At 38.0% G+C, this 24292-nt stretch carries 23 protein-coding genes; 10 read left to right on the forward strand and 13 right to left on the reverse strand.

All coding sequences use genetic code 11. The annotated features are described in order from the left end of the window. Window positions 1-33: 33 nt before the first annotated feature. A complete protein-coding gene (locus tag FJR09_RS21570; RefSeq protein WP_168653513.1) occupies window positions 34-3132 on the reverse strand; it encodes a plasmid replication protein, CyRepA1 family in 3099 nt (1032 codons plus the stop codon). Window positions 3133-3620: 488 nt separating this feature from the next. On the opposite strand from FJR09_RS21570, the gene FJR09_RS21575 reads away from it, so the two are divergent. The 4 genes from FJR09_RS21575 to FJR09_RS21590 all read left to right on the forward strand — a co-directional run bounded on the left by FJR09_RS21575 (window position 3621) and on the right by FJR09_RS21590 (window position 6863). Beyond that, the gene (locus tag FJR09_RS21575) at window positions 3621-3890 is read left to right on the forward strand and encodes a type II toxin-antitoxin system HigB family toxin (RefSeq protein ID WP_015080690.1); all 270 of its coding nucleotides are present in this window, start codon (window positions 3621-3623) and stop codon (window positions 3888-3890) included. Between the two features lie 354 nt (window positions 3891-4244). Beyond that, entirely contained in the window at window positions 4245-4667 is a 423-nt protein-coding gene (locus FJR09_RS21580) for a type II toxin-antitoxin system HigA family antitoxin (protein WP_015080691.1), read from the forward strand. 160 nt (window positions 4668-4827) lie between these two features. Next, complete coding sequence (locus tag FJR09_RS21585; protein WP_015080692.1) at window positions 4828-5895, forward strand: AAA family ATPase; 1068 nt, start codon at window positions 4828-4830, stop codon at window positions 5893-5895. Next, the gene (locus FJR09_RS21590) at window positions 5895-6863 is read left to right on the forward strand and encodes a hypothetical protein (RefSeq protein WP_015080693.1); all 969 of its coding nucleotides are present in this window, start codon (window positions 5895-5897) and stop codon (window positions 6861-6863) included. Before FJR09_RS21585 ends, FJR09_RS21590 begins: the two co-directional genes overlap by 1 nt. Window positions 6864-6949: 86 nt before the next feature. On the opposite strand, the gene FJR09_RS21595 is transcribed toward FJR09_RS21590, so the two are convergent. Beyond that, window positions 6950-8599 carry a Ppx/GppA phosphatase family protein gene (locus FJR09_RS21595; RefSeq protein WP_015080694.1) on the reverse strand — a complete coding sequence of 550 codons (1650 nt, stop codon included), beginning with the start codon at window positions 8597-8599 and terminating at the stop codon, window positions 6950-6952. 92 nt (window positions 8600-8691) lie between these two features. Here FJR09_RS21595 and FJR09_RS21600 point away from each other — a divergent pair, with 92 nt between their 5' ends. After that, window positions 8692-9573 (forward strand): 4-hydroxybenzoate solanesyltransferase, encoded by an 882-nt coding sequence (locus FJR09_RS21600; protein WP_168653512.1) that lies wholly within the window; start codon window positions 8692-8694, stop codon window positions 9571-9573. A 125-nt stretch (window positions 9574-9698) separates the two neighbouring features. Further along, on the forward strand, window positions 9699-10277 hold the full coding sequence (locus tag FJR09_RS21605; protein WP_168653511.1) for a hypothetical protein: 579 nt from the start codon (window positions 9699-9701) through the stop codon (window positions 10275-10277). Between the two features lie 204 nt (window positions 10278-10481). Here FJR09_RS21605 and FJR09_RS21610 read toward each other — a convergent pair whose 3' ends face one another. The 7 genes from FJR09_RS21610 to murG all read right to left on the reverse strand — a co-directional run bounded on the left by FJR09_RS21610 (window position 10482) and on the right by murG (window position 18074). After that, window positions 10482-11867 carry a PP2C family protein-serine/threonine phosphatase gene (locus FJR09_RS21610; RefSeq protein ID WP_015080697.1) on the reverse strand — a complete coding sequence of 462 codons (1386 nt, stop codon included), beginning with the start codon at window positions 11865-11867 and terminating at the stop codon, window positions 10482-10484. 757 nt (window positions 11868-12624) lie between these two features. Continuing rightward, window positions 12625-12981: a hypothetical protein gene (locus FJR09_RS21615; RefSeq protein WP_015080698.1), complete on the reverse strand. Its 357-nt coding sequence runs from the start codon at window positions 12979-12981 to the stop codon at window positions 12625-12627. Then, entirely contained in the window at window positions 12981-13217 is a 237-nt protein-coding gene (locus tag FJR09_RS21620; protein ID WP_015080699.1) for a DUF433 domain-containing protein, read from the reverse strand. Before FJR09_RS21620 ends, FJR09_RS21615 begins: the two co-directional genes overlap by 1 nt. Window positions 13218-13479: 262 nt before the next feature. Next, the gene (ftsY, locus tag FJR09_RS21625; protein WP_015080700.1) at window positions 13480-14961 is read right to left on the reverse strand and encodes a signal recognition particle-docking protein FtsY; all 1482 of its coding nucleotides are present in this window, start codon (window positions 14959-14961) and stop codon (window positions 13480-13482) included. Between the two features lie 208 nt (window positions 14962-15169). Further along, the gene (nusB, locus tag FJR09_RS21630) at window positions 15170-15811 is read right to left on the reverse strand and encodes a transcription antitermination factor NusB (protein ID WP_015080701.1); all 642 of its coding nucleotides are present in this window, start codon (window positions 15809-15811) and stop codon (window positions 15170-15172) included. 67 nt (window positions 15812-15878) lie between these two features. Beyond that, entirely contained in the window at window positions 15879-16664 is a 786-nt protein-coding gene (locus FJR09_RS21635; protein WP_015080702.1) for a DUF502 domain-containing protein, read from the reverse strand. Between the two features lie 336 nt (window positions 16665-17000). Continuing rightward, window positions 17001-18074, reverse strand: coding sequence for an undecaprenyldiphospho-muramoylpentapeptide beta-N-acetylglucosaminyltransferase (gene murG, locus FJR09_RS21640; RefSeq protein WP_015080703.1), 1074 nt, complete (start codon window positions 18072-18074; stop codon window positions 17001-17003). Between the two features lie 85 nt (window positions 18075-18159). On the opposite strand from murG, the gene FJR09_RS21645 reads away from it, so the two are divergent. Then, window positions 18160-18972 carry a nuclear transport factor 2 family protein gene (locus FJR09_RS21645; protein ID WP_168651977.1) on the forward strand — a complete coding sequence of 271 codons (813 nt, stop codon included), beginning with the start codon at window positions 18160-18162 and terminating at the stop codon, window positions 18970-18972. A 28-nt stretch (window positions 18973-19000) separates the two neighbouring features. On the opposite strand, the gene FJR09_RS21650 is transcribed toward FJR09_RS21645, so the two are convergent. Then, window positions 19001-19351: a hypothetical protein gene (locus tag FJR09_RS21650; protein WP_254433180.1), complete on the reverse strand. Its 351-nt coding sequence runs from the start codon at window positions 19349-19351 to the stop codon at window positions 19001-19003. Between the two features lie 25 nt (window positions 19352-19376). Here FJR09_RS21650 and FJR09_RS21655 point away from each other — a divergent pair, with 25 nt between their 5' ends. Next, window positions 19377-20138 (forward strand): SDR family oxidoreductase, encoded by a 762-nt coding sequence (locus tag FJR09_RS21655; protein WP_168653263.1) that lies wholly within the window; start codon window positions 19377-19379, stop codon window positions 20136-20138. 211 nt (window positions 20139-20349) lie between these two features. Here the strand turns inward: FJR09_RS21655 and FJR09_RS21660 are convergent, their stop codons facing one another. Both FJR09_RS21660 and FJR09_RS21665 read right to left on the reverse strand, forming a co-directional pair. Beyond that, window positions 20350-21327 carry a formylglycine-generating enzyme family protein gene (locus FJR09_RS21660; protein ID WP_168653264.1) on the reverse strand — a complete coding sequence of 326 codons (978 nt, stop codon included), beginning with the start codon at window positions 21325-21327 and terminating at the stop codon, window positions 20350-20352. 3 nt (window positions 21328-21330) lie between these two features. Further along, a complete protein-coding gene (locus tag FJR09_RS21665) occupies window positions 21331-22014 on the reverse strand; it encodes a hypothetical protein (protein WP_015080707.1) in 684 nt (227 codons plus the stop codon). A gap of 211 nt (window positions 22015-22225) precedes the next feature. On the opposite strand from FJR09_RS21665, the gene FJR09_RS21670 reads away from it, so the two are divergent. After that, complete coding sequence (locus tag FJR09_RS21670; RefSeq protein ID WP_015080708.1) at window positions 22226-22483, forward strand: hypothetical protein; 258 nt, start codon at window positions 22226-22228, stop codon at window positions 22481-22483. Window positions 22484-22514: 31 nt separating this feature from the next. Here FJR09_RS21670 and FJR09_RS21675 read toward each other — a convergent pair whose 3' ends face one another. Beyond that, complete coding sequence (locus FJR09_RS21675; protein WP_015080709.1) at window positions 22515-22922, reverse strand: universal stress protein; 408 nt, start codon at window positions 22920-22922, stop codon at window positions 22515-22517. 88 nt (window positions 22923-23010) lie between these two features. Here FJR09_RS21675 and pgk point away from each other — a divergent pair, with 88 nt between their 5' ends. After that, the gene (gene pgk / locus FJR09_RS21680) at window positions 23011-24213 is read left to right on the forward strand and encodes a phosphoglycerate kinase (protein WP_015080710.1); all 1203 of its coding nucleotides are present in this window, start codon (window positions 23011-23013) and stop codon (window positions 24211-24213) included. Window positions 24214-24292: the final 79 nt, after the last annotated feature.

A 24292-nucleotide genomic window follows, 5' to 3' on the forward strand; every position in this document is an offset into this window, starting at 1 on the left:
CTTTGAGAAGTCGGGGATCTGTTTTTTTGTTGTTTAACTTATCAGTACAGCTTCCTGTTGAGACTTTTTAGATAAATCTACAATTTCACATTCCATATTATGTAAAGTAGTTAACATCAAATCATCACGGTGTTGCCAAACTGCAAATATTTTATCTCTACCATCATTTAGAGTGTCTAAATCAATTTTATAACCATCATTGACTTGCTGTAATTTCAAACCTAACAAACCTAAAAGTCGGCTTAATAACTTAATTCCCGCAACAGATTCTTTACCTCTAACTAAATCAATACCTAAAGCGCGTTTAATATGTCTACTACTTTGTCCAGCTACATTTTTTAGCCAAATTAAATCAGCGTCATTTTCACTAAATACTCTTTCTGTTTCCAGAAATTGCATTATTCCCAAAGCCCGCATAGCTTCTACTTTCAACGTATAGGTTCTTAAATCTGGGAGAAAAACTTTACCTTCACCCCACAATAACTGCTGACTCCATTCTTGCTGATCTTTTACATGAAAATATTCACTTTCATGAGTCAGATAATAATGAATTAATAATTGTCCATAATAACCTTTTTCATCCTGGATTTTGAGTTGGGGAGTAACTACAATTCCATACCTTTGTCTGAGAATATATTTATCAACTTGATGACGTTCTCCATTGCTAAGAGAATGTTTAGTTAATAGCTGTTCATATTCCACATAGTCAATATCTTTAGCATTAGCTACAGAATTTGCTGCTGCTGATTGATTTTGCTGCTTAATTTCTTTGATTTTGCGTTTAATCTCCTTGGCTTTTTGAAGACTTTGTCCCCAATCTTTTTGCACTTTAACAATTTCTACAATTAACCGTTTGCGATTTTCTACATCACTAGGTTCAGTGGCAAAAAAGGCTAAACGCAAATCACGAAGAATGTTATTTTGGACTTCATTACTTCGCATTTGAATTTGATGACCATCAGTTATTAATCCATCTTGCATTGATTGCCGATAAAGACGAATAGAAGCATTTACCCTAGCAGATAATTTTGCCCAAGTGCGTAAATGAATAGGATCATAAACTAGAGGTAAATCTACATCTATTTTATGTAATGGACTTAATAAAGCTAAGTTTTCTTTTTGATTTTCTTGATACCAATTAGACAGTAACCGATAATTTGTACTACCACTACCAATTAAGCCAATACCGCGTTTAGCACACCAAACAATACGGGGAACATTATCCCTAACTCTTGCTAAAGCTTGACGGGCTTCTGAGTCAGGAATTACCCCTTGAAAAATGCCATAAACTCGGTCAAAATGTTGAACATCAATACTAATTCCTGTTCCCAAACTAGGGGTAACAAAAACAGTATCATAATCAGTGATTTTTTGATTAATAGCAGCTATCAAATCAACGGCTGCATGACCAAGTGTATTAGTAGTATGACTACTAACTACTAAAGTTTCAGGAAATTCTCTTCTGAGTTTCTGTAAACGTTCTTTTAAATAACGTTCAATAGTTTCACAACTGTAGCGACCAGAACGACTATCAGTAGTAACATAGCATTTACGTCCAGCAATTAAATCTAATTCTAATTGATGAATTAGGGGTGTGGGATTGGGTGAATCATAAAAAGTTGTATCCCAACCTTTTTCCGGTTTCCATTCATTGACAACTACCCAAGGATTTAATTTAATTCCGGCTAAGGTCTGTAAATATTCTAAAGATACATCTGATAAATCGGCATCTTGGGCAATTATCAAACCTCCTGTTGTGAGAACTGTAGAAATTAGTTGTTGGAAAATACGAAGAATTTTAACTCGTTTTTGTTTACAGGTATTACTATTGAGTAAATGCCATAAAGACTGCTCAACCTCATCTAAAATTAATATTGCACCGTGCCAATCTTCGGGTTTTAATTTCCAAATTGAATCTACACATAATCCCAAAGATGGCGTAATTGGTAACGGACACTTAACAGCTACTTCATCAGCTTCTATCCGCCATGATTCATGCTCAAAACCCCATTTAATCCCGATTTTATCACATAAAAACCGTCCCAAGATGATTCTATGGGTAATTAATAAAACTGGTTGATTATGATTTTTTGCTCGTTGAACAATGCTTTGTAATGCTGTGGTTTTACCTGTACCCTTGGCTGATTTCACTCCTACTAAACCAGAGGTAGGAAAGGCAATTTTTCCCAAATAAGGACGGTTAACAGTAAGTGCAGCGGGAATTGTTAACTCTGTATGGGGTTTGGTTTGGGCAATATAAATATCTAAATCTAGGCTTTGACGATAAGTTTTATCAAAGGCTGTTGCACCTTTAGTAATGATAAATTCATCAACTCCTTTTTCTTTTCCTGGAAGTTCGACAACTTTAACAGGACAGTTTTGTTGTTGAAATAAACAACCCAATTGGGAAATAGCATTATTGACAGCCGCAATTTTTTTAGCTTGAGTTTCAAAATCAAAACAAATATAAAAGTTGCGTTTTATGTTTGTAAATACTGCTAAATCAGGTATTAATTGCCGCCGGGTAACTTTACCAAATTCATCTTTAATAACTCGATAACCGCTATTAATACCAGGAATAGCAATAGCAACATATCCTTGGCTTAAAAGGGCTGCGGCTTTTTTCACACCTTCACAAATGACAATGGCTATTTTATTTTTAATTACCCATGACCAAAAACCTTCGGCTTCATCATCATGATTAATAGTAATATTTTCCGGTAAATTTAAGTTGTAACGTTGGCCAACTTGTTGCCAAATTTGTAAGGATATGCGTAAACAAAATATGCGTGTGGGGGTGCTGGGAGGGTGTTCATATTTGATGGATTTACCTTTTTGATTTTGTCGCGGTTGGTTGGGTTTAAAACATCCCCATTCCATCTTATGCCAATTATTGAGAGGGTCGAGTCCCGAACACCACCAACCACCTTCTGTAATGTGGCTATACCGCTGTAACCAAGCGTTTTTAATCATCCCTGTATTGGTGCGAGGGAGTTGGTCAGAAATCAGCAAATATTCATAAGCATTTATGCCTTGAAGCGATTTGAAATTTAAACGAATTAAGTCTAAGTTTATACCACTACTCTTGACTAATTCTTCAAGGTGTTGTTGATGTAAAGAATGCAGATGCATAAGCTGAAGCAGCTAAGGAATATAACGAGATTAAAACTTTAGCATGGCTAGGCTGATTTTTTATAAAAGAAATTCTTAAATTTCAGTGTTATATTTTTTACTTTGTTTATATAAATACTTCTGTGAATATATCAATGTCTGGTTATGGCTATGCAACCGTAAACATAATAAATTTGTATTGTGATATTTATATATATATAATTTTTGGTTATAGGTACAGGACTTACACAACTGGTACATTGGTAGCAAGCTACGCAAAGCGTCCCGGAGGGAACTAGTACATCACGGCATAAATAAAGCAACCATATTCAATCGCCAAAAAGCCTACTGTATATTAGTTTTGACTTTTGACTTTTGACTTTTGACTTTTGCCCTGCGGTACTAGCCCGACTTAAGAATCGCACAACAAACCATCTAATTTTGAGAATGTGATATTGTTGTAATAACTGTATAAAATTATTGGCTGCTCAAGTTTAAATTAAAGTTTAATGCACGTTATCAGCCGAAAAAAGCTTAGAGAATATTGTCAAGAACACGCAGACTGTTGTGAACCTCTTGATGACTGGTATTTTACTGTTAGTAAAGCTAATTGGGGTAATTTAGTAGAAGTACAGTCTGTTTATCCCAAGGCTGAATCTGTTGGTAATTTGACAGTTTTCAATATTAAAGGCAATAAATACCGTTTAATTGCTAGTATTAATTATGAGAACCAGGTCATCTATATTAAATATGTCTTAACTCATGCAGAATGTCAGTAACCCAGCCCTAAAGGGACTGGGCTTGCAAGAGTAATCAAGCAAGCCGTACTGACCAGACCACCCTGAGTTTACTCTCATGGTAGCCGTTATTTGAGTCACGACACCCTGGAATGCGTAGCTAGTTCCCTGCTCTGTCGCTGGCAATTAAACAGTTTTAAGGTCACTGAAACAGTGTTGCCAGCCTAACAAGCTCTTATAACAGGTCGAAGCTAACATTACCCCGCAAGGGAGTTGGTTTCCAGGTTCCAATCAAAAATCTGGTTTCAATTTTAAGATTCACAGCGGTTAAAACCGCTCGTGCCGTTTCCCTCTCAGGGCTAAAGCCACTGAGTTTCCCACTTACCGGGTATTCTTATGACAAAGACTACTGGAAAAATGACTCTTACTTTTGATTCAGAAGTTTACAGCAAATTACTTTCTCAGTCTCAACCGCGAGTTATTAAAACTGAGGAAGAAAATGATCGGCTTTTAGCAGTTGTGGAAGATTTGCTTTCGCGTCCTCGTCTGACAGCAGAAGAAAATGCTTTGTTGGAGTTATTGGTAAGGCTAATTGAAGATTTTGAAAGTCAGCATTATCAGCTAAATATTTCTACCCCTCGTTCGAGAATTTTGCATTTATTGGAAGCGCAGGATTTAGAAATAGGTGATTTAGTTTCTGTTTTAGGTTCGAGTGAGTTAGTTTCTCAGGTAATTAATGGTGAGGTGGGAGTGACGCGAGAACAAGCTGAGATGTTAGGGAAGTTTTTTCACGTTGATGCAAGTTTGTTTGTTGTGTAAAAGAGTCAAAGACAGGAAGTTTTTAATATTTGTAGCAGTTTAGCAATGCTCAATGGTATCAACTTAAGCTCAAATCTTTACCATATTTCCTATTTTTAGAGACCATGATGAGTTTAGTGTGTAATAAAAGTTAAATAAAATATAAATATTGAGAAGTATTATGAAATTACATTCCTTGGAAATAAAAAACTTTCGTGCTATTAAAGATATCTCTTTAGATTTTACCGATTTACTTAGTCGTCCTCGATCTATCAATTTAATTGTCGGTCCTAATGGTTCTGGTAAAACTTCAATTTTAGATGCAATTCATGTTGTAGTTAAAGTCTTTGAAAATCCACAAAATCCAGAGTTAAGAGAGGGTTTGGAATACAATGTACAACAATTAGTTAGAGGTAGAGCTAATATTGCTCAAATCACATTTGAGTATTCCATTGAAAAAGATGAAGCTGAAGCTATTAACGATGTTTATTCTTCACTGGGATTGAAGCAAAACTTTAATTTATCAAAATCAGTTGCACCTTTAGAAAGTCCAGCAAAAGTTATTTGGTATTTTCCAACTAGAATCCCAAATAATTTATGTGATCATGATATTTCACCTAAAGGTTCTATTAGAGTTTTGGGTGCAAGAGGTAGAGCTTCTCAAGCAATATCTAAAAATCGTCAAACTTCACAAATATTTGATAGAATTGGTGGAGTTTGCTATTTAGATCAAAGACGTACTGTAAGATTATTTAAGAGTTTCAATAAACAAAATATAGAAGATCAAAATGCACATAGTGATGTTTTATCTTGGTTAATTGAATATTACCGTAAACATAGAACATGGAGTGAAGAAAAATACGGCGAGTCCTATTGGAAGAGAGTTCAAAGATTATTTAATAAAATTTGCTTCCCTTCAGAATTAATAGGTTTAGAGTCTGGTCCAGATTCTGATACTTTGATTCTCAAAAGAAAGGGTGTAGAATATGATTTACTACAAATGAGTTCAGGGGAACATCAAATTTTAAGAATTTTAGTTGGTTTAGCAGCAGATACCGCTAAAAATTCCATTGTTCTTATTGACGAAGTTGAACTACATTTACATCCTGCTTGGCAAAAAAGATTAATTCAAGTTTTGCGGGAAGATGATTCAAATAATCAATATATTTTTACAACCCATTCCCCAACTGTGGCAAAAATGTTTTATGATTCGGAAATTATTAATTTGGGTGATTTGGAAGAAAAATAATGGAAATCTTGAGTAATACTTTATATATATTAATTGAAGGTGCGCCTACAAGTCCCGAAGTTGTATTTATTAGAACAGTTATTCGTAAACTAATAACTCAAGACTTGCTATCAGACATAGAATATGAAGTAATTGAAATAGGTGGTAGTGGGAATTTTAATTCTATAGGTAAATTAATCTATCATAAAAGTCAATTACACCAAAGCATACCAGTAATTGCCATTACTGATAGAGATTTTAGGACACAGGAAAAAATTGAGCAAATAAGTAGCAAACTTGACTCTAATTTAATCAGAGACAAATCAGTAAGAATTATCTATTGGAAAAGACATGAATGGGAAAATTTCTTACTTGAAGAAACAGAAACTATTGCTAATCTTTTCAATCAGATATCTACTGAAAAAACAGGTGAGAAGAAGACATATAGAAAGGATACTGATAATAATTTAAGCAAATCACAGCTAGAACAATGGCTAGTACAATATTTTCAAGACTCGATAATAAGAGAATTATTTGAATGTTTAAAGTTTCAATTCCGAGAAAATGCAAATTTCAGACTAACATTAGATCAAATAGAATCTTTATCTTTGATAGATATGAGAACTTTTTTTGAACAGCAAGTAGTTGATAAAGCGAGTGAATCAGAAAACAGAATATTGAATTTAATAAATATGTTAGAGGATATAATTATAAGTCAAGATTTTCAGTGGCAAACCTATATTAATAATCCCCATGAACTGGATTTTCAAGAAGCAAAAATATTTTTTAGAGGTAAAGAAGCACTAAAGGATATACATAGAAAAGCTTATCAATATTTGAAGGTAGAACATTTAGAATATGATCGCTTCTGCAAAGAATTAATTTTACCAGAATTAGCAAAAAATACAAATTCCCTGATTGTTCAAGAACTTGGTGAAATGTTACAACCTTATTTTCAACAAGCTGCCAATTTGACAGGAATAGAATAAATTTTATATCGCTCTTTTCATTTCAATATGACGGCGTAAAATCTCATTAATAGCTGTTTGATCGACAATTTTTAACGCCAACCTACTTAGCTCAATGGAGTGTTACTATTTGCTAATATTGCCACAAATTTTAAACCAAATTCTTCTTCAAAAACTCCTTTTTTGTAATCTAAACTCCACATTTCTAAGGCACATTCATCATCAATTAATGATGGAAATATCAACATCTTAAATTCTTTGAAGTTGGGAACATATTCACATTGAACATGAGAAATAGCCCCTATTTGTCTTCTGTCTAAAGCAACAGCTAACCTTAAAATTGCACTGAGTTGATTAACCATTGTCCGATGTTCTTTGTGCAATAGATTCCGATAGCTTTCATGTTTTTTCTTGGGTGGAGATTTGCGGTGATAACGGGCTATATTGGCAATAATTTCGATTTCGGTTTCGTTATAACCCAGTAATTCACCATTTCTAATTAAGTAGTATGAATGTTTGTGGTGTGCAGAATGGCTGATATAGTGACCACTATTGTGTAAAATGGCAGCAGCCCATAGTAATTGACGTTGATCTGCATTCCAATAATGTAATTGTCCTTTGGTTTGGTCAAATATATTAAGTGCAAAAGCGGTAACACGCTCGCTATGTTCTAAGTTAGTTTGATATTTTTTGGCAGTTTTTAATACACTGCGTTCCCGAATGGAACTTTGAAACCGCAGTCTGTTGTCAATGAAGCCATGAGTTAGCATCCAGTCTACAATTACGCCTTCCCTAAGAGACCGTTCACAGACTGTTACGGATTGTACTCCTAACAAGGTCATTGCTTCCTGTAAAATTACTGCCCCTGAAAGTATCACTTCTGACCTTTTTTCTGGCATTCCCGGAACGGTAGCCCGTTCTACATTGGTCATTTTGCGTAAGCGATTTACCCAAGTTCGCAAGTCTTGAAGACTGAATTGATACCCGTTGAGGGTGGAAGGAACAAGACCTAATTTTTCCCGCGCATGGATGGTAGCGATGGTTTCTATTGTCCCAGATGTGCCGATTAACTGGGGAGAATCGCCAATTTTGAGTTTTCCTTGCACTTCTTCCACAGAACGTTCTAGCATTCCTCTAGCGTAAGCTTGGAGGTATTTAAATTCGGTTTCGCTGATGGGATCTGAGGCGATTAATTCCCCAGTTAAGCGCACTGCACCGATTTTGGTACTGGTGAGACTACGGGGTTCTTCACTGTCTCCTAAAATCAATTCTGTTGAACCACCACCAATGTCAATTATGATATGCGGTTTGTTGTTAAATTCCATCCCCGATAATACACCTAAGTAGATGCGACGGGCTTCTTCGGGACCGGAAATCAAGTCAACGCTTAAACCGACTTCGGTTTCGATTTGTTGAAGAAATTCTTGACCGTTGGGAGATTCCCGGACTGCACTTGTCGCCACAGCAACAATACTATTTGTCCCTAAGCTGTCAGCAAGAGTTTTAAATCTTCCTAAACAGGCGATCGCTTTCATCATCACTTCCGGTTTTAATTCGCCAGTAATTAAATTGCGATCGCCTAATCTCACCGTTTCCTTTTCTCTGGCAATAATGGTAAAAGATGGTAAAGTTGCTTCAATTTTTACCACTATGATATGTAAAGAATTTGTACCAATATCAATGGCTGCAATCATCTGATTTTCTTGAACTGATTCACTAGGTTTATTTTCCCAGTTAGCCGAGACTAAATTTACCATTTTGTTATTCTCTGAATAGATGAATAGGGACTGGAGGACAAATAGCAAATAACGATATTCTATAAATGTAAAGATATGTTAAATCAGCAAATATGTTAGAAACACCAAAAATCAACCCAGAACCATTATGGCTTGTAATTATGCGGCTGTTAAGGTGGAATAAACCAGAAGGGAGGTTAATTTTGATGATTCCCGCATTGTGGGCTGTATTTTTAGCCGCTGCGGGTAAACCACCTATCCCCCTAGTGGGAGTGATTATTCTCGGTAGTATTGCCACCAGTGCGGCTGGATGCGTAGTTAATGATTTATGGGATAGAGATATTGATCCCCAAGTTGAGAGAACACGCGATCGCCCCCTTGCATCTCGTACCATTTCCGTTAAAATTGGCATTGTGGTGGGGATAGTCTCCCTCGTCTGTGCCGCAGTTGTCGCTTTCTATCTTAACCCTTTAAGCTTCTGGTTGTCTGTGGCCGCAGTTCCAGTAATTGTCCTTTATCCCGGTGCGAAACGGGTATTTCCTGTTCCCCAATTGGTGCTTTCGATTGCTTGGGGTTTTGCGGTTTTAATTAGTTGGAGTGCTGTTACAGCTAATATTACAGCACCGACTTGGTTGCTTTGGGGCGCGACGGTACTATGGACATTAGGATTTGATACCATTTATGCCATGAGCGATCGCCAAGATGATCAACGCATTGGCATTAATTCTAGCGCTTTATTCTTTGGTAAATATGCCCCTACAGCGATCGCTGTTTTCTTGATTGGTACGGTTATTCTCTTAGCTGGAGTCGGTTTATTAGTTAATTTAAACACAGCATTTTGGATCAGTTTAATTTTGGCTAGTATCGGCTGGATTTGGCAAATTATCCGCTTACAACAGCCTGAAATTCCTCATCCTGCTTATGGAGAAATGTTTCGCCAAAATGTCTGGATTGGTTTTTTAATTTTAGCGGGAATGATTATTGGTTCTTTGTGAATTTGTCATCAATTTAACCAAATCAAAATTTTTCTGTCAATCTAACTCAAGCTAGATTCAAAACTATCAGGACTACTGTTTTAAAGGTTGGGATATTAATCTACAAGCTAGATACAACCAACGGAATGAAGCGATCTATTTTAGTTAAACTCGCTACAATAATTTTACTGTCCCTGGGTAGTTTTGGTCTAGTTATTGGCAGTTTCTGGATGACTAAAGCTGCTAGTAAAACCAAACAATTACAGTTAATTACTGATACATCACAATATCAAGAAATCCGTAACCACCAATGGGCTGATATTCAACAAATCCAACATTTTCCCGGACAAATTCCTAATGATTCTCAAGTTTTACAAATGGCTTATGCTTCAGGATTAACTCCAGGAAGTAATTCTTTACAACTGCGGATCAAAGAACCACAAGCAAAGATTAAAAACCTGCTGACACAGTACAAAAAAATCTCTCAGCATCAATACCAGGGTGGGAATACAAATACTCATAGTAACCAACCCAACGGCGTACCGACAACATTCTTTTATACTAGCGATTCAGAAACAGAAACCTTTCCTAGCAGTTATGAAATATTAGTATTAAAAGCCGAAGATAAAAGCCAACCTGGTGCAAAATGGAATCATGGTAATAGTCATGGAGTCGCAATTGATGTTGCATCTTCAGAAATTATCTATTGGGCGGAAAAATGGTAAAAGCAGGAGTAAATTCAATCCCTGAAGAATAGAATTTATATTTGATTTGTGGACATTGTAAAAGTCAGATCCCCGACTTCTTAAAGAAGTCGGGGATCTTGTGTTATGTAGTCTTTGCATAAGTATTGGTAGCGATCGCTCTCCCAGCGGATTTACCTGACACTGTGAATCAAATTCTGGACATAGAATTTTTACCATAACTAATCACACAATCTGCAAAACCACCAACGTCATATCATCGGTATTTTGCCTATCAGCACCGATAAATTGCTGAACTTGATCAAATAGATATTCCACAATTTCCTGGGGACTATTGCAATACTTACAAGCCGTTCTGAAAGATGTAACAAAATTATCTTCATCAAAGCGATCGCCACCAGCCGCCGCTGCATCAGTCAAACCATCAGTATAATAAATAACTGTGTCCCCAGATTCTAACTGAACCTGAGCATCTTGATATTCGCTATTGGCATCTAAACCAATTAACATCCCGAACGTATCCAAACGGCTCACAGTTTTTGTCGCTGCGTGCCACCATAAAGGCGGATTATGGGCGGCATTACTATAAGATAAAATTCGCGTTTGCGGGTCATATTCTGAATAAAACATCGTCACAAAGCGGTGGGAATTTTCCAAATCCGCATACATAACCCGATTCAAATTTTGCAAAATTCCCGCTGGGGAATTACCATGCAATACTTCACCTCGTAGCATTCCCCGCAACATCGTCATAATCAAACCTGCGGGAACACCTTTACCCATCACATCCCCAATTACCAAACCCCAACTGGCATTTTCTGGAGATGCTTGTGGTTTGGGCTTTAACTGGTTTTGATTAGTGGGAATAAAATCATAGTAGTCACCACCAACATGATTAGCCGGTTTACAACGGGCTGCTAGAGACAAACCAGGAATATTTGGACATTGACGCGGTAAAAGTCGGCGTTGAATTTCTGCACCAATTTCTAATTCTTGATCTAAACGTGCTTTTTTTCTTAATTCTACAGATAATTCATCATTGTCAATCGCAACTGCGGTTTGGTCTGCCACTAACCGCACTAATTTTTGTCTAGTTTCTGTCCAACTATATTCTGGATCACGACTCAAAACATACAGCCAACCCCGTTCTGTATGCTTAACTAAAATAGCTGTCCCAAAGATTTGCACATCTGGACCTAAAACGGCGTGCATTTGGTCATCTAGAATGCCTGTGGAAATGGCAGCAGGACCAGAATTAGTTAAAAGAGTAATTTGACTACTGGCAGTTTCTAGGGCTTTTCTAATATTTTTTCGTTGCTGAGTATCTTGCCAATGTAGTTGTTCTAATCTAATTTGTCCATTGGGTTTATAAAGAAAAAGTGCGCTACCTTCCGCATCTGTCACTCTGGTAGCCATGAGGGGAATCAGTTCCAAAAACTGATTTAAATTATTAAAGCTTCTGAGGGCAAATCCTAAGGAACTCAGCAAGTCTTGAATTTTATTTTGTTCTCGATGCAGCCTGGACACAAGTTCTTTGAGTGCCACCACAGGAGTGACATCTGTGGTGGTGCTGCTATTACTATCAGTAGGATGGGGGGGAAATTGTGACACAGGTTAATATTGCAGTTGAGAATAGCAAATGTGTGATTCTTTATAAATACTCTTTCTTGATAAATTGTGAGATCATATTCAACGAAATTCGTGATTTTAGCAAGAGTAGAAGAAATGTTGAAGGTAATTTTTTAAGTCTTGGTTAATGCTGAGGACATTTTTGATGGTTAATTTTCCATGATGATAAATTTTCTAATTTGTCAAAAATAAATCTTTGGGAATCGGTAATTTTTATGATTAATTAACAGCCCCTAATTCTTTCACAACTGAATCAACCCTTCATATATCTTGAGAAATAAAAGTTTGCGATTAGCAAAATTACCTCTATTCCTGAGAGAATATATATTAAGAATCATCAAACTAAAAAACCAGATAGATTTTCAGTGAGTTAATTCATGGTTTTTGCGTTGGTGGAATTTTGGTTAAAACATAGTTGTCATCATGCTTTTAATCAAAACTTGTTCAATTATGGACTACAAACATTTAACCTATATACCATAAATTCTCGAAATGTTTCCTTAGATAGATTTCTTTTATGGAAAAATTTCGCTTATTTTTGCTTAATGCTCTAAATCCAGTATACTTTTATACTAGCATTTGAATTAAAGCGTGGGATTAAATATAAGTTTTACATTGCTGGGGATTTAGCTGATCAAAGGACATTAATATCCTGCGTTTATCTGCGTTTATCTGCGTTTATCTGCGTTCAATTATTCTTTAAGGCTTATTTTGTGCAGATTCATCTTAATATAAACTATTAACCAATAGATTCAATCTCACCCATATCATTGAGCAATACAGAAGATCCTACTGATAAAGATGAGATAATTTCACTAATTTTTTCCATTAAAGGTAGTAAATGATCAGGACGAGTGCTGCGAGAATCTAAAACAATAATTCTCAAAATTATATTAGTTAAATTTTGTTGATAGGGAAGATTTTTATCGGCTGTAATAAAGGCATCAAAAGGATATTTTTCAGCTAAATCAAGAATTTCTCGATCTTTCAACCCACGCCATCCCATATCATTAACATTGTAAACTATGTCGCCTTTCCTTAAAAAAGGTTGTTTGAGTTTTTTACTCAAAAGATTTTCATCTAGTAATATAATCATCAAGCACAGCGTTCTTGAGCGATGATCAATTTAGCTGTATTTTCCAAGACTTTCATAGTTTGAGTCTCCAGATAGGGAAAATCACTAATAAACTCAGCTAATCCATTCTCCCCTTCGAGATAGTCAAAAAATGTTTGTAAAGGAACACGAGTTCCCACAAAAACAGGAACTCCACCCATAATTTCGGAATCGCGGTGAATAATTCCTTGAATTTCTAATAAGTTATTTAGCGTCATTTCTCATTCTCTAAAGATAATTTCACTTTTGATTATAGCTTGAGATATAAAGGCGGGTTTTATAGATTCCGCGCAGAACTTGGAATTTGTTTGTCTAGCCCCAGACTTCTAGTAGTTCGTCAAATTTATTTTGACGGATAATGATAGGAAAAAACTTCTGTTTTTCCCTCCCCTACTCCCCCCACTCCCCTACTTGCCTTTACCCGTCATTTTTGGATTGACAGACTACTAGTCTGAGGACAATTATTTTTCGGCGACGATATTAATCGCTTAACAATGCTTCTACAAATTCATGACTAGAGAATGGACGCAAATCTTCAATTCCTTCACCAGCCCCAATAAAACGAATGGGTAAGCCTAATTGCTGAACAACAGCGAGGGCGACACCTCCTTTGGCTGTTCCGTCTAATTTGGTTAAAACAACGCCGCTGAGTTGGGCTGCTTGGGAAAATACTTCAGCTTGTCGCAATCCATTTTGTCCTAAAGTAGAATCAAGAACTAACAGCGATTCTACACGGGCATTGGGGGCTTTTTTATCAATGATTTTGCGGATTTTGCTGAGTTCGTCCATGAGATTTTTCTTATTTTGCAGTCTCCCAGCGGTATCTATTAATAGTAGTTCGGTTTCTCTAGATTGAGCAGCAGCGATCGCATCAAACACCACGGCTGCCGGATCTGTGTTTTTCCCAGGATTGGCGATAACTTCAACACCGCTTCTCTCTCCCCAAACTTTGACCTGTTCCACAGCCGCAGCCCGAAAGGTATCCGCCGCACCAATTAAGCACTTGTAACCGGATTTATGTGCTAGGTGAGAAATTTTACCGATGGTGGTAGTTTTTCCCGCCCCGTTAACTCCGGTAATTAACCAAATGGTCAGGGTGTCTTTTGCCGGTGCAAAACTAGGTTTGTCTTGATTTTGCAAGGGTGCATCTAGGATATCTCGGAGAATTTCTTTGAGATAAGCGATCGCTTGTTCTGGGGGAGTAACTTCTGCGAGTAATTTCTTTTGTAACGCACTAATAATATAATCAGTTGCCTCTACCCCCACATCTGCCTGTAGAAGTAATGATTCAATTTCATTGACAGCCTCTTGATTAAGAGGCCCCTGACCAACAATTGATTTTAGTTGGTTAAGAATATTCCGCCGAGTTTTATCTAAACCTTGACGGAGTTTTTTCAACCAAGTAATTTCTTCCAGGGAAATATCTTCAGCTTTTCTCCCTTGGGCGGCTAAAACCTTTGCTGACCACTTAAACCCATCATCAAATACCAGTTCTGGAATCTCTATTTCTGGTGCTGTCGGAGTTATCTGTATTTCGGGAATTTCGGTTTCTATGGCACTAGCAATTAATTTCTCTTGTTTAGCTTGTCTTTCGGCCGCAGCCCGTTCTAAAAAAGATAAATTAGCTAATTCTGGTTCTGGTTGTAGTTCATTAACAACATCTTCAGTAATTTCTGCGATGGTTGCATCTATTTCTATCGGTGCAGTTATTTCCCCTACTTGAGTTTCTACTATTTCTTGACTGATAGTATCTTCTTCAACCGCTACAGATAATTCTGTTTCTAGTTGTTGTTTTTCTTGAATATTTTTATAAGCAGCTTTAGCAAAAGCCAACAAATCCGCCGTATCTGGTGCGGTTGTTTCTGGTTCAGTTGCTTCTACTGCGGGTGTTTCTTCCTGAGATTGGTTTTCAGGAGTATCAGCAGATTCATTATTTGGACGACGAAACCAATTAAAAGCCATTGTAGTTTATTTTAGATAAAAATTTAATTAGGATAGGAGTCAGGAGTCACCGAGTCACCGAGTCACCGAGTCACCGAGTCACCGAGTCACCGAGTCACCGAGTCACCGAGTCACCGAGTCACCGAGTCAGGAGTTAAGAAAGAAAGAAAGAAAGAAAGAAGGAATAAAAGTCTTACCAATGACCAATGACCAATGACCAATGACCAATTTAAACAGTTTGTTTTTGTTCACTAACTCGACGGAGAACACCATTAATAAAACGGTGGCCATCTTCTCCACTGTAGCGTTTAGCTAATTCTACAGCTTCGTTAATAGCAATGCTGTCGGGAACTTGCATGAATTTTATTTCTGCGGTGGCTATTTGGAGGATATCTCTATCAATTTGAGCTAGACGGGTAACTTGCCAATCTACTAAAGCATTAGAAATAGATTCTTCGATAGCTTGATGGTTCTCGCTGACAGTAATAATAATCGCTTTAGCGTAATTACGAACTTCTTTATTTTGATTGGCCGACTGAATTAATTCTGGAAAATCAACAGATGTACCTAATTGATTGATAGCTATTTGGGTATAGGAAATTGCCTCTTTCAGCATGGTTCTAGCTGTATTCAAATCCGCAGCTCTCGTTTCGCTGGTTAATAGGCGATCATTACTCCGTTGCAGTTCTCCTGCGGCATTGTTCAATGTGTCCTGTACTTCTACTGTGAGAGTCCGAACTGCTCCTAAAACTAGCTTAGAAACTAATTGCTCGTCTGATAGGCTTTCTAGTTTTTTAGGGTTGATTGGTAATTGGCTCAAGGCTAATAGTGCCAATTCGCGGGCTATTTGTTGGGGTTTACGATGCTGCATACAGTTGGGATGATGAAAAATATGTGAGTTCTAGCGCAGATGAACAATTAGCTTATCTATTTTTTGCTCACTTTACTAGGTTGGTATCGAGTTTAGTTTCTATTTCTGGAATTTCCTGCTGTTTTATTTCCAAAGATGATATTGCTGACAGTGCAGGGAGGTGAGAAGGCTGGATATTGGGGGACACTATACCACCAGACACAACGATTTTAAAAGCATCTTCAACAGATATAGAGAGATTAAGTACATCCTCTTCTGGTACTATCGCATACCATCCTGTGGTCGGATTGGGTGTAGTGGGAATAAACAGGCTAATTACAGGACGAGATATTTGACTTTGGATTTCATTGCTCATTGCTCCAGTAACAAAGGCGATCGCCCAAATGCCCGGACGAGGGTATTCTACTAAGACTACCCGGCGGAATTTACCATTAGAATCTTTTAACAGAGTTTCTAATAGTTGCTTGAGGGTTTTATATACCTGTCCAGCTAAAGGAATGGCTTGCAATAGCCGCTCACCGAAATCCAATAACCACCTTCCAGCAATGTTTCTAGCCATTAAGCCAATAGCCAAAATACTTAATAATGGCACGGCTAATCCTACTAGTAAATTAAGTATATTTACTAAAATCGGATTTAAGCCATCAAAGGGATTGAGTTGTTTAGGAACTTGGGTGAGAAAGTTAATTACCCATGTGGCTATGGTAATTGTTAACCAGATGGTGGTTGCGAGGGGAATTACCACCAGCAAACCAGCAATCAGGTCATTTTTGAAGTCTTGTTTCCACCTTTCCATTCCCAAACCCCGATTCTCCTTATTTAGCTTCGTTAAACTGTTGTGATTATTTTCCATTTCAGCAAATTAGTCACATTGCGAATATCAGAAACTGATGACAACAGGTGTCAGTGTCTTACAATAGGCTACTTCTTACTGTTAAAAAACGCCTTTTGTGTCCCTCTTTAATGGCAAAAAGTCAAGCTATCGCTACAAAAGTTCACAATTTTCCTTGTTCAATGTAAATATAGCCATTAATCCACCGTAATGGCGGCTGGTAAATCTTTTAGAGTGTTACTTATCTTTGTAATACTTGTAAATTATTGTTGCAAGTCTGAGAGATATTATCCATCCTACCGCCCTATATCGCCAAATGCTCACAATTTAGGAATGACTATTTGGAGTTAATGGGAATTAATTTTCGATCACTTCTCTCACCAAACTTGCCAATTTATCTACACTATCAGGAACAGCGACCGATGCAGCTTTCTCTGCCATTCTCCCTAATTCTGTCGGAGATTGCAACAAATTCAAAACCTGAGTCGTAAATATTTCTGGAGTCAAATCCGACTGTTTAAAGGATAAAGCCGCACCAGCTTTAGTAAACACCTCTGCATTATAAGACTGATGATCTTCCGCTGCAAAGGGATAGGGAATCAAAATTGCTGGAGTACCACAAACTGCCAATTCTGTCAAGCTACCCGCACCAGAACGACTAATAGCTAAATTAGCTCTTCGCAACAAAGCCGCCATATTATTATAAAAAGCCAAGGCTATATATTGAGGATGTTGAAGACTGTTAATATCGGGATCATTATCACCCGTCAAATGCACTATATAAGCCCCAGCTTGAAACAAAGCGTCCGCGGACTGTCGGACTAATTTATTTACGGCTACAGCCCCCTGACTACCACCAAACACCACAATTAGAGGAACACCATTAGGAATAGGTAAATCTAAAGTGTTATTAACAGTTTCATCTAAGAATTGAGAACGAACAGGAGTACCCACACAGATAGTTTTTGTCCGAGGTAAATATTGAGTAGTTACATCAAATCCTATCGCTACCACATTACACCAAGGACCAAAAAAGCGGGTAACTTTGCCGGGTAAAGCATTGGATTCATGAAAAACCACAGGTAAACCCAAAGAACGCGCTGCAATTACCGCAGGACCGGCAATATAACCCCCTGTGGTGAAAACTCCTTGGAACTTTCCTTGTTTAAGAATACGTCTGACTTTGAGAATCGAGCTGATCAATTTCCACAAGGTGCGGATAGAACCAAGACTCAAACCTTGCTGAAAACCTTCAACAGCGACCGTATTTAAAGGATATGTCTGGGGAACTAACTGAGTTTCTAGCCGATTTGGCACACCCAGCCATTCAATATTGTATTCTGGCAGTTTTTCAGCCAATGCGATCGCCGGAAACAAGTGTCCACCTGTCCCACTAGCTGCTATAAGTAATCTAATTGATGGATTTACCATTCCCGCCTATACCATTTATCGCCTAATTTCATTAAGATAAAACAAATTCCTGATCTTGTATCATCAAATCAGTAAAATCTTCCTTATGACTAAAATTATCCCTTTATTAATGAAACGTAATAAAACATTAACTGTGAGTATTTCCCTAATTTCCAGTTTACTGGCAATTGGTTTATCCAGCACTTGGCAATTGGCTCAAGCTGGTCAAACCGGAAATGCACCCGCTACACTCACGAATCTATTAACACAAATTGATAATGCTGCTAATCAAGGTAATGTCAATGGTGTAATGAAATTTTATAGCCCTACATTTACTCATGGTGACGGCTTAAACCGCAAAGCAATGGAACAGGCTTTAACAGGACTTTGGAAACGATATCCTAAATTGCGTTACACGACCAAGCTAGAATCCTGGAAATCGGAAGGTAATACAATTATTGCGGATACTGTCACCACTATTAGCGGTTTACCTGCATCTGGTAATAATAATTTAACCCTTAACTCTACCATTAAATCGCGTCAAAAAGTCACAGGCTCAAAAATCGTTCAGCAAGATATTTTATCAGAACGGACTCAACTAACCTCTGGAAGTAAACCACCCCAAGTAGAAATTAAATTACCACAACAGGTAAAAGTTGGGGAAAAATATAGTTTTGATGCCATTGTCAAAGAACCATTAGGTGAGGATTTTCTGCTGGGAACAGCCATAGAAGAACCCATTCAAGGTAATAAACTCCTCAACCCCACAATTGCAAATTTAGAATTTCTCAATTCTGGTGGACTGTTCAAAACAGGACGCGCACCCTCTACTCCCGGACCTCAATGGGTTTCCGCAGTAATTCGCAGAGGTGAAGATATGACTATTATTACTCAACGGTTACAGGTTGTTAAGAAGTAGTTATTGGTGATTGGTGATTGGTGATTGGTCAGTGGCAAAGAAAAACAACTGACAACTGTACGGGCGAAGCATTTGGAGAAGTATTTTTGGCAATGACCGATAATTTATCTTCCAAATGCTTCGCCCCTACTAACAACTGTACGGGCGAAGCATTTGGAGAACTATTTTTGGCAATGACCGATAATTTATCTTCCAAATGCTTCGCCCCTACTAACAACTGTACGGGCGAAGCATTTGGAGAAGTATTTTTGGCAATGACCGATAATTTATCTTCCAAATGCTTCGCCCCTACTAACAACTGTACCGGCGAAGCATTTGGAGAACTATTTTTGGCAATGACCGATAATTTATCTTCCAAATGCTTCGCCCCTACTGACAACGAACAACTGACAACTGACAAATTCATGCAAAATCAAATTGTTTTTATTACTGGTGCAAGTAGCGGTATTGGCGCTGCTTGTGCCAAGATTTTTGCTCATGCTGGTGCAAAACTGATTTTAGCTGCACGACGGTGGGAACGGTTACAGCAATTAGCTGATTCATTAGATATTCCATCTGAGAAAATCCATTTATTACAACTTGATGTGTGCGAGCGCTTGGCGGTAGAATCGGCTATTGCTAACTTACCCTCTTCTTGGAAAAATATTGATCTTCTGATTAACAATGCTGGTTTAAGTCGCGGTTTGAGTAAATTACATGAAGGCGACTTTCAAGACTGGGAAGAAATGATAGATACTAATATCAAAGGTTTACTTTACCTTACCCGTTATGTTGTACCAGGAATGGTAGAACGGAATCATGGTCATGTTATTAATATCGGTTCTATTGCGGGACATCAAACCTATCCTGGTGGTAATGTCTATTGTGGGACAAAAGCAGCCGTTAAAGCCATTTCTGAAGGCTTAAAACAAGACTTATTAGGAACTCCTGTGCGAGTGACATCTGTTGACCCTGGTATGGTAGAAACAGAATTTAGTCAAGTGCGTTTTCATGGTGACACAGAACGGGCTAAAAAGGTGTATGAGGGAGTTAAACCCTTGACTCCTGATGATGTGGCTGATGTGATCTTTTTCTGTGCGACTAGAGCGAGTCACGTTAATATTAACGAAGTTATACTTATGCCAGTTGACCAAGCCAGCGCCACCCTAGTAAACCGTCAAGTGTAACCCTTCCAGACTCCGGCTGGGAACGAGTTGACAGTTTCAGATTTGTGTGTTATCGTGAATGAAACCAAGGCTGTGAAAGTTTCTATTAAATTAAATAGCTCGAATTTCTCAAAGGTCACAAAATAAAAAAAAGATCGCTCCACTCCGTTACGCTTGGCAAGGGTAAAGAGGGAAAGAGCAGAGGGCAAAAGAGCAAGAGTGTAAAGGGCTACTAAGTCCTCGCCGCACCACAACATACAACCCGAAAACCAATACGGTAGTGGTCGTAGTCGAGATCGTTGTAGTAGCGATAAGCAGAACGGCAATGTCCAGGATCGTAGTCCCACGAACCACCGCGCAGCAGCTTAACGTTTTGATTAGTTTCGCTTATCCATGCACTTCCATCATTAGGCGCACCCTCATAGTTATTATGCCAAGTATCAGCGCACCATTCCCAGACGTTGCCGTGCATATCATATAAACCAAAGGCGTTGGGCTGAAAAGTTCCTACTGGAGTTGTTCTTACTCGATATTCTCCCTTGGGGGCATTACCATAGGTGTAGTTACCATCATAGTTTACCACATCTGTGGTGATTGTGTCACCAAAAGCAAAAGGTTTTGCAGAACCGGCACGACAGGCATATTCCCATTCAGCTTCACTGGGTAAACGGTATTTTTGTCCTGTTTTCTTCTCAAGCCTAGCACAAAACTCAACGGCATCATTCCAAGATACTCGCTCTACAGGTAGTTTATCACCTGGGAAGTAGGCAGGACGAGAATTTAATTCTCTAGCAACTGGAGGACAGGAATAAACGACTTTTTCCCATTGTTCCTGAGTAATAGTGTATTTCCCCATGTAGAAAGGTTTGACATTGACATAGTGTTGGGGACGTTCAGAATCATAACTACCTTCCTCTGTTTTTGGTGCGCCCATTAAAAATGTCCCACCAGGAATATACACCATTTCTAGTCCTACACCAAAACCCAAATCTTGGATAAAAGATTGATTTGAAGATGAATTTGGAGAAGTTTTAGGTAATTTATTTAATTCCTCTTGACGGGTTTTGATTTCTTGTTTAATTAACTGAATTTTATTCTCCCACTTGTTACGAAGTCCTGGATCATTTTCATTACGTTTTTCATTTTCATACTCTTTAAGCAGTTGAAAATCTTTGTTTAATTCTTCTTCAATGTGCTGACGCAAATCCACAGTTTACTTTCTCCCTAATTTCTGCATAACTAACTCCCAAGCAGACTTGATATTAAAACCAGTTCCCAATTCTAATTCACCTTCATAATTAATCAAAAAAGGAACAATCGGTAAAGTTACAGTAATTTTATGTCTAGCATCTAATTCAGGAGATTTGATAATTTCGGCAATTTCTGCTTGACTATTGGCAGGTAAAGAAGGTATACGTGATTCTATAAACGCCAACATTTCCAGCATTTCTGACTCAGATACTTGATTAGCTGCTACTGCATTTAACATATTTTCTGTAAAAGCTAATTGAGTCTGATTTAGCTGTTCAATAAAAACTCTCAAAATTGCTTGTTCAGAAGCTTCATAACGAAGTAAAAGTGAATCTTGCTTAATAAGAACAATATTTAATTTTGCGTCTATTTGCTGTAATTGGTTTTCTATTATTTGCAGTTGATTTCCTACTACCTGGATTTGCGGTGTAGGTATACCAGTTAACTGTTGTTCTAATTCTGTATATTCTTGTTTATAATTATCAATAGATTCCTGTTGTCGTTTAATTTCTTTTTTATATTTTTTTAATGTTCGAGGGTTGTCTTCAACAGTTAAGGCTTCCTCAAATTCTTTCAGTAATTTTTGATCTTGAGTAATATGATCTAGTAAATCTGTCAACCTTTGTTGGAAAATCTGGGAAAGCATGGATTAAATGCCTTAATTTGGGGATTGTTGAGGGTTTACGGAACTTTTCAACCTAGTGTATCATAAATATCCCCTAAATTAGCTATTAGTCATTTCAAACTTTTGCGCTATGCTATCAAATAGATAAATACAGATTATACTTAGCTAATGCACCCTGCCAATATGTAACTTGCGTAGGTTCTACCAGAAATTGTCCAGAGGATAGAATTAAATGTCTAAACAATTGATTGAGTTGATGACACTAGCGGACGCACTTACACCAGATGAACAATTGAGTTTAATATCACACCTTGTCCAAAGACTCAGCTTTTGTGAGATATCACCTAAGCCACGTCGTAATCTCACCGAACTTGAAGGAATTGCACCGAATTTATTAGGTGGTATGGATGCTCAAGAATATGTTACACGCATGAGACGTGGTGAATTTCCAGATTTAGAACTTGCGAATTTAGGTGGTGCGCTACACTGAGTTAATCCAGATTAACGCACCCGATAGTTAATTAAGGAACAATCAAAACAGGACAGGGAGAAAGGTTAATTACCCGCATGGTGACGCTATCAGTTGCGCCTTCTTCCGTTAAACCTAGTCCTCGACAACCCATAATAATTAAACTGGCCTCAACTTCATCAGCAACATCACAGATAGTAAAGGCTGGTTTACCTTGTCTTTCCAGTAATTCGGTTATAATTCCTTGTCCAGAAAATAAGGTTTGGGCATTTTCTAGGAGTTTGGCAACTGCTTCTGGAGATACCATAGGACTGGTAGCAGGTGCTTCTGGGTCGGGTTCTTCAACGACTGAAAGCAAAATTAAGCGACTGCCATAAGTTTGCACAATATTGGCAACTATATCAGCGGCCTCTCTGGCTTCTCGACTTTGGTCAATGGGAAATAGAACTGTTTTAAACATATCTCACCTCTGCGCCCCTCACTCCGGTAAAATCTTGATGGTCATATTTTGAAGACAATAACAAAAAAGTAATCAGGAGAGTTGTACTGTGTCTAAAAAAAGTTTAGCAAGTTTATCTGCGGCTGATATATCTGGAAAACGCGCTTTAGTACGAGTTGATTTTAATGTGCCTGTGGATGATCAAGGCAACATTACCGATGATACCCGGATTCGGGCGGCGCTACCAACTATCCAAGATTTGACCCAAAAGGGTGCTAAGGTCATTTTAACAAGCCATTTCGGTCGTCCCAAGGGTGTAGATGAAAAATTGCGTTTAACCCCGGTTGCTAAACGTCTTTCTGAGTTGTTAGGACAGGAAGTTATCAAAACTGATGACTGTATTGGTGATGATGTTGCTGCTAAAGTTGCGGCTTTGGACAATGGCCAAGTGCTATTGTTAGAAAATGTCCGCTTTTACAAGGAAGAAGAAAAGAACGACCGCGAATTTGCTCAAAAATTGGCAGCAAACGCTGATTTTTATGTAAATGATGCTTTTGGAACTGCACACCGCGCTCACGCTTCTACTGAGGGCGTAACTGAGTTTTTAAGTCCTTCTGTGGCTGGTTATTTGGTTGAGAAGGAATTGCAATATTTACAAAGTGCAATTGAAGAACCTAAGCGTCCTTTGGCGGCTATTATTGGCGGTTCTAAGGTTTCTAGCAAAATCGGTGTGATTGAAACTTTGTTGGAAAAGTGCGATAAGTTGATCATTGGCGGTGGGATGATTTTCACCTTCTATAAAGCCCGTGGTTTGAATGTTGGTAAGTCTTTGGTGGAAGAAGATAAGCTAGAATTGGCAAGAGAGTTGGAAGCTAAAGCCAAAGAACGTGGTGTGGCTTTGTTGCTACCTACAGATATTGTTTCTGCTGATAAGTTTGCGCCTGATGCTAATGCTACTACTGTCAGCATTGAAAATATCCCTGCCGATGGTATGGGTTTAGATATTGGTCCTGATTCTATCAAGGTTTTCCAAGCGGCTTTGGCTGATTGTCAGACTGTGATTTGGAATGGACCTATGGGTGTGTTTGAGTTTGATAAATTTGCTGCGGGTACAGAAGCGATCGCTCATACTTTAGCAGAAATTGGCAAAACCGGCGCAACTACCATTATCGGTGGTGGTGACTCTGTAGCGGCTGTGGAAAAGGTCGGTTTAGCTGACCAAATGAGCCACATTTCTACCGGTGGTGGTGCTAGTTTGGAGTTGCTAGAAGGTAAGGTTTTGCCTGGTATTGCAGCTTTAGATGAAGCGTAAGCTGTTAAATTTCGATAATTGATAACAAATTGAGTAGGGGTGTAGTTTTACATTACCTTACTCTTTTTGTTAGCATTTA

The organism is Dolichospermum sp. UHCC 0406, from assembly GCF_009712025.1.
GTDB lineage: Bacteria > Cyanobacteriota > Cyanobacteriia > Cyanobacteriales > Nostocaceae > Dolichospermum > Dolichospermum lemmermannii.

What these genes read in the sequence shown, in the direction of transcription:
- FJR09_RS21620 (WP_015080699.1), bottom strand. Translation starts at nt 13,217, where the DNA reads ATGACGCTAAATAACTTATTAGAAATTCAAGGAATTATTCACCGCGAT.
- FJR09_RS21575 (WP_015080690.1), top strand. Translation starts at nt 3,621, where the DNA reads ATGCACGTTATCAGCCGAAAAAAGCTTAGAGAATATTGTCAAGAACAC.
- FJR09_RS21585 (WP_015080692.1), top strand. Translation starts at nt 4,828, where the DNA reads ATGAAATTACATTCCTTGGAAATAAAAAACTTTCGTGCTATTAAAGAT.
- FJR09_RS21670 (WP_015080708.1), top strand. Translation starts at nt 22,226, where the DNA reads ATGTCTAAACAATTGATTGAGTTGATGACACTAGCGGACGCACTTACA.
- FJR09_RS21570 (WP_168653513.1), bottom strand. Translation starts at nt 3,132, where the DNA reads ATGCATCTGCATTCTTTACATCAACAACACCTTGAAGAATTAGTCAAG.
- FJR09_RS21590 (WP_015080693.1), top strand. Translation starts at nt 5,895, where the DNA reads ATGGAAATCTTGAGTAATACTTTATATATATTAATTGAAGGTGCGCCT.
- murG (WP_015080703.1), bottom strand. Translation starts at nt 18,074, where the DNA reads ATGGTAAATCCATCAATTAGATTACTTATAGCAGCTAGTGGGACAGGT.
- FJR09_RS21580 (WP_015080691.1), top strand. Translation starts at nt 4,245, where the DNA reads ATGACAAAGACTACTGGAAAAATGACTCTTACTTTTGATTCAGAAGTT.
- FJR09_RS21595 (WP_015080694.1), bottom strand. Translation starts at nt 8,599, where the DNA reads ATGGTAAATTTAGTCTCGGCTAACTGGGAAAATAAACCTAGTGAATCA.
- FJR09_RS21615 (WP_015080698.1), bottom strand. Translation starts at nt 12,981, where the DNA reads ATGATTATATTACTAGATGAAAATCTTTTGAGTAAAAAACTCAAACAA.
- FJR09_RS21635 (WP_015080702.1), bottom strand. Translation starts at nt 16,664, where the DNA reads ATGGAAAATAATCACAACAGTTTAACGAAGCTAAATAAGGAGAATCGG.
- nusB (WP_015080701.1), bottom strand. Translation starts at nt 15,811, where the DNA reads ATGCAGCATCGTAAACCCCAACAAATAGCCCGCGAATTGGCACTATTA.
- FJR09_RS21605 (WP_168653511.1), top strand. Translation starts at nt 9,699, where the DNA reads ATGAAGCGATCTATTTTAGTTAAACTCGCTACAATAATTTTACTGTCC.
- ftsY (WP_015080700.1), bottom strand. Translation starts at nt 14,961, where the DNA reads ATGGCTTTTAATTGGTTTCGTCGTCCAAATAATGAATCTGCTGATACT.
- FJR09_RS21655 (WP_168653263.1), top strand. Translation starts at nt 19,377, where the DNA reads ATGCAAAATCAAATTGTTTTTATTACTGGTGCAAGTAGCGGTATTGGC.
- FJR09_RS21665 (WP_015080707.1), bottom strand. Translation starts at nt 22,014, where the DNA reads ATGCTTTCCCAGATTTTCCAACAAAGGTTGACAGATTTACTAGATCAT.
- FJR09_RS21600 (WP_168653512.1), top strand. Translation starts at nt 8,692, where the DNA reads ATGTTAGAAACACCAAAAATCAACCCAGAACCATTATGGCTTGTAATT.
- FJR09_RS21675 (WP_015080709.1), bottom strand. Translation starts at nt 22,922, where the DNA reads ATGTTTAAAACAGTTCTATTTCCCATTGACCAAAGTCGAGAAGCCAGA.
- FJR09_RS21645 (WP_168651977.1), top strand. Translation starts at nt 18,160, where the DNA reads ATGACTAAAATTATCCCTTTATTAATGAAACGTAATAAAACATTAACT.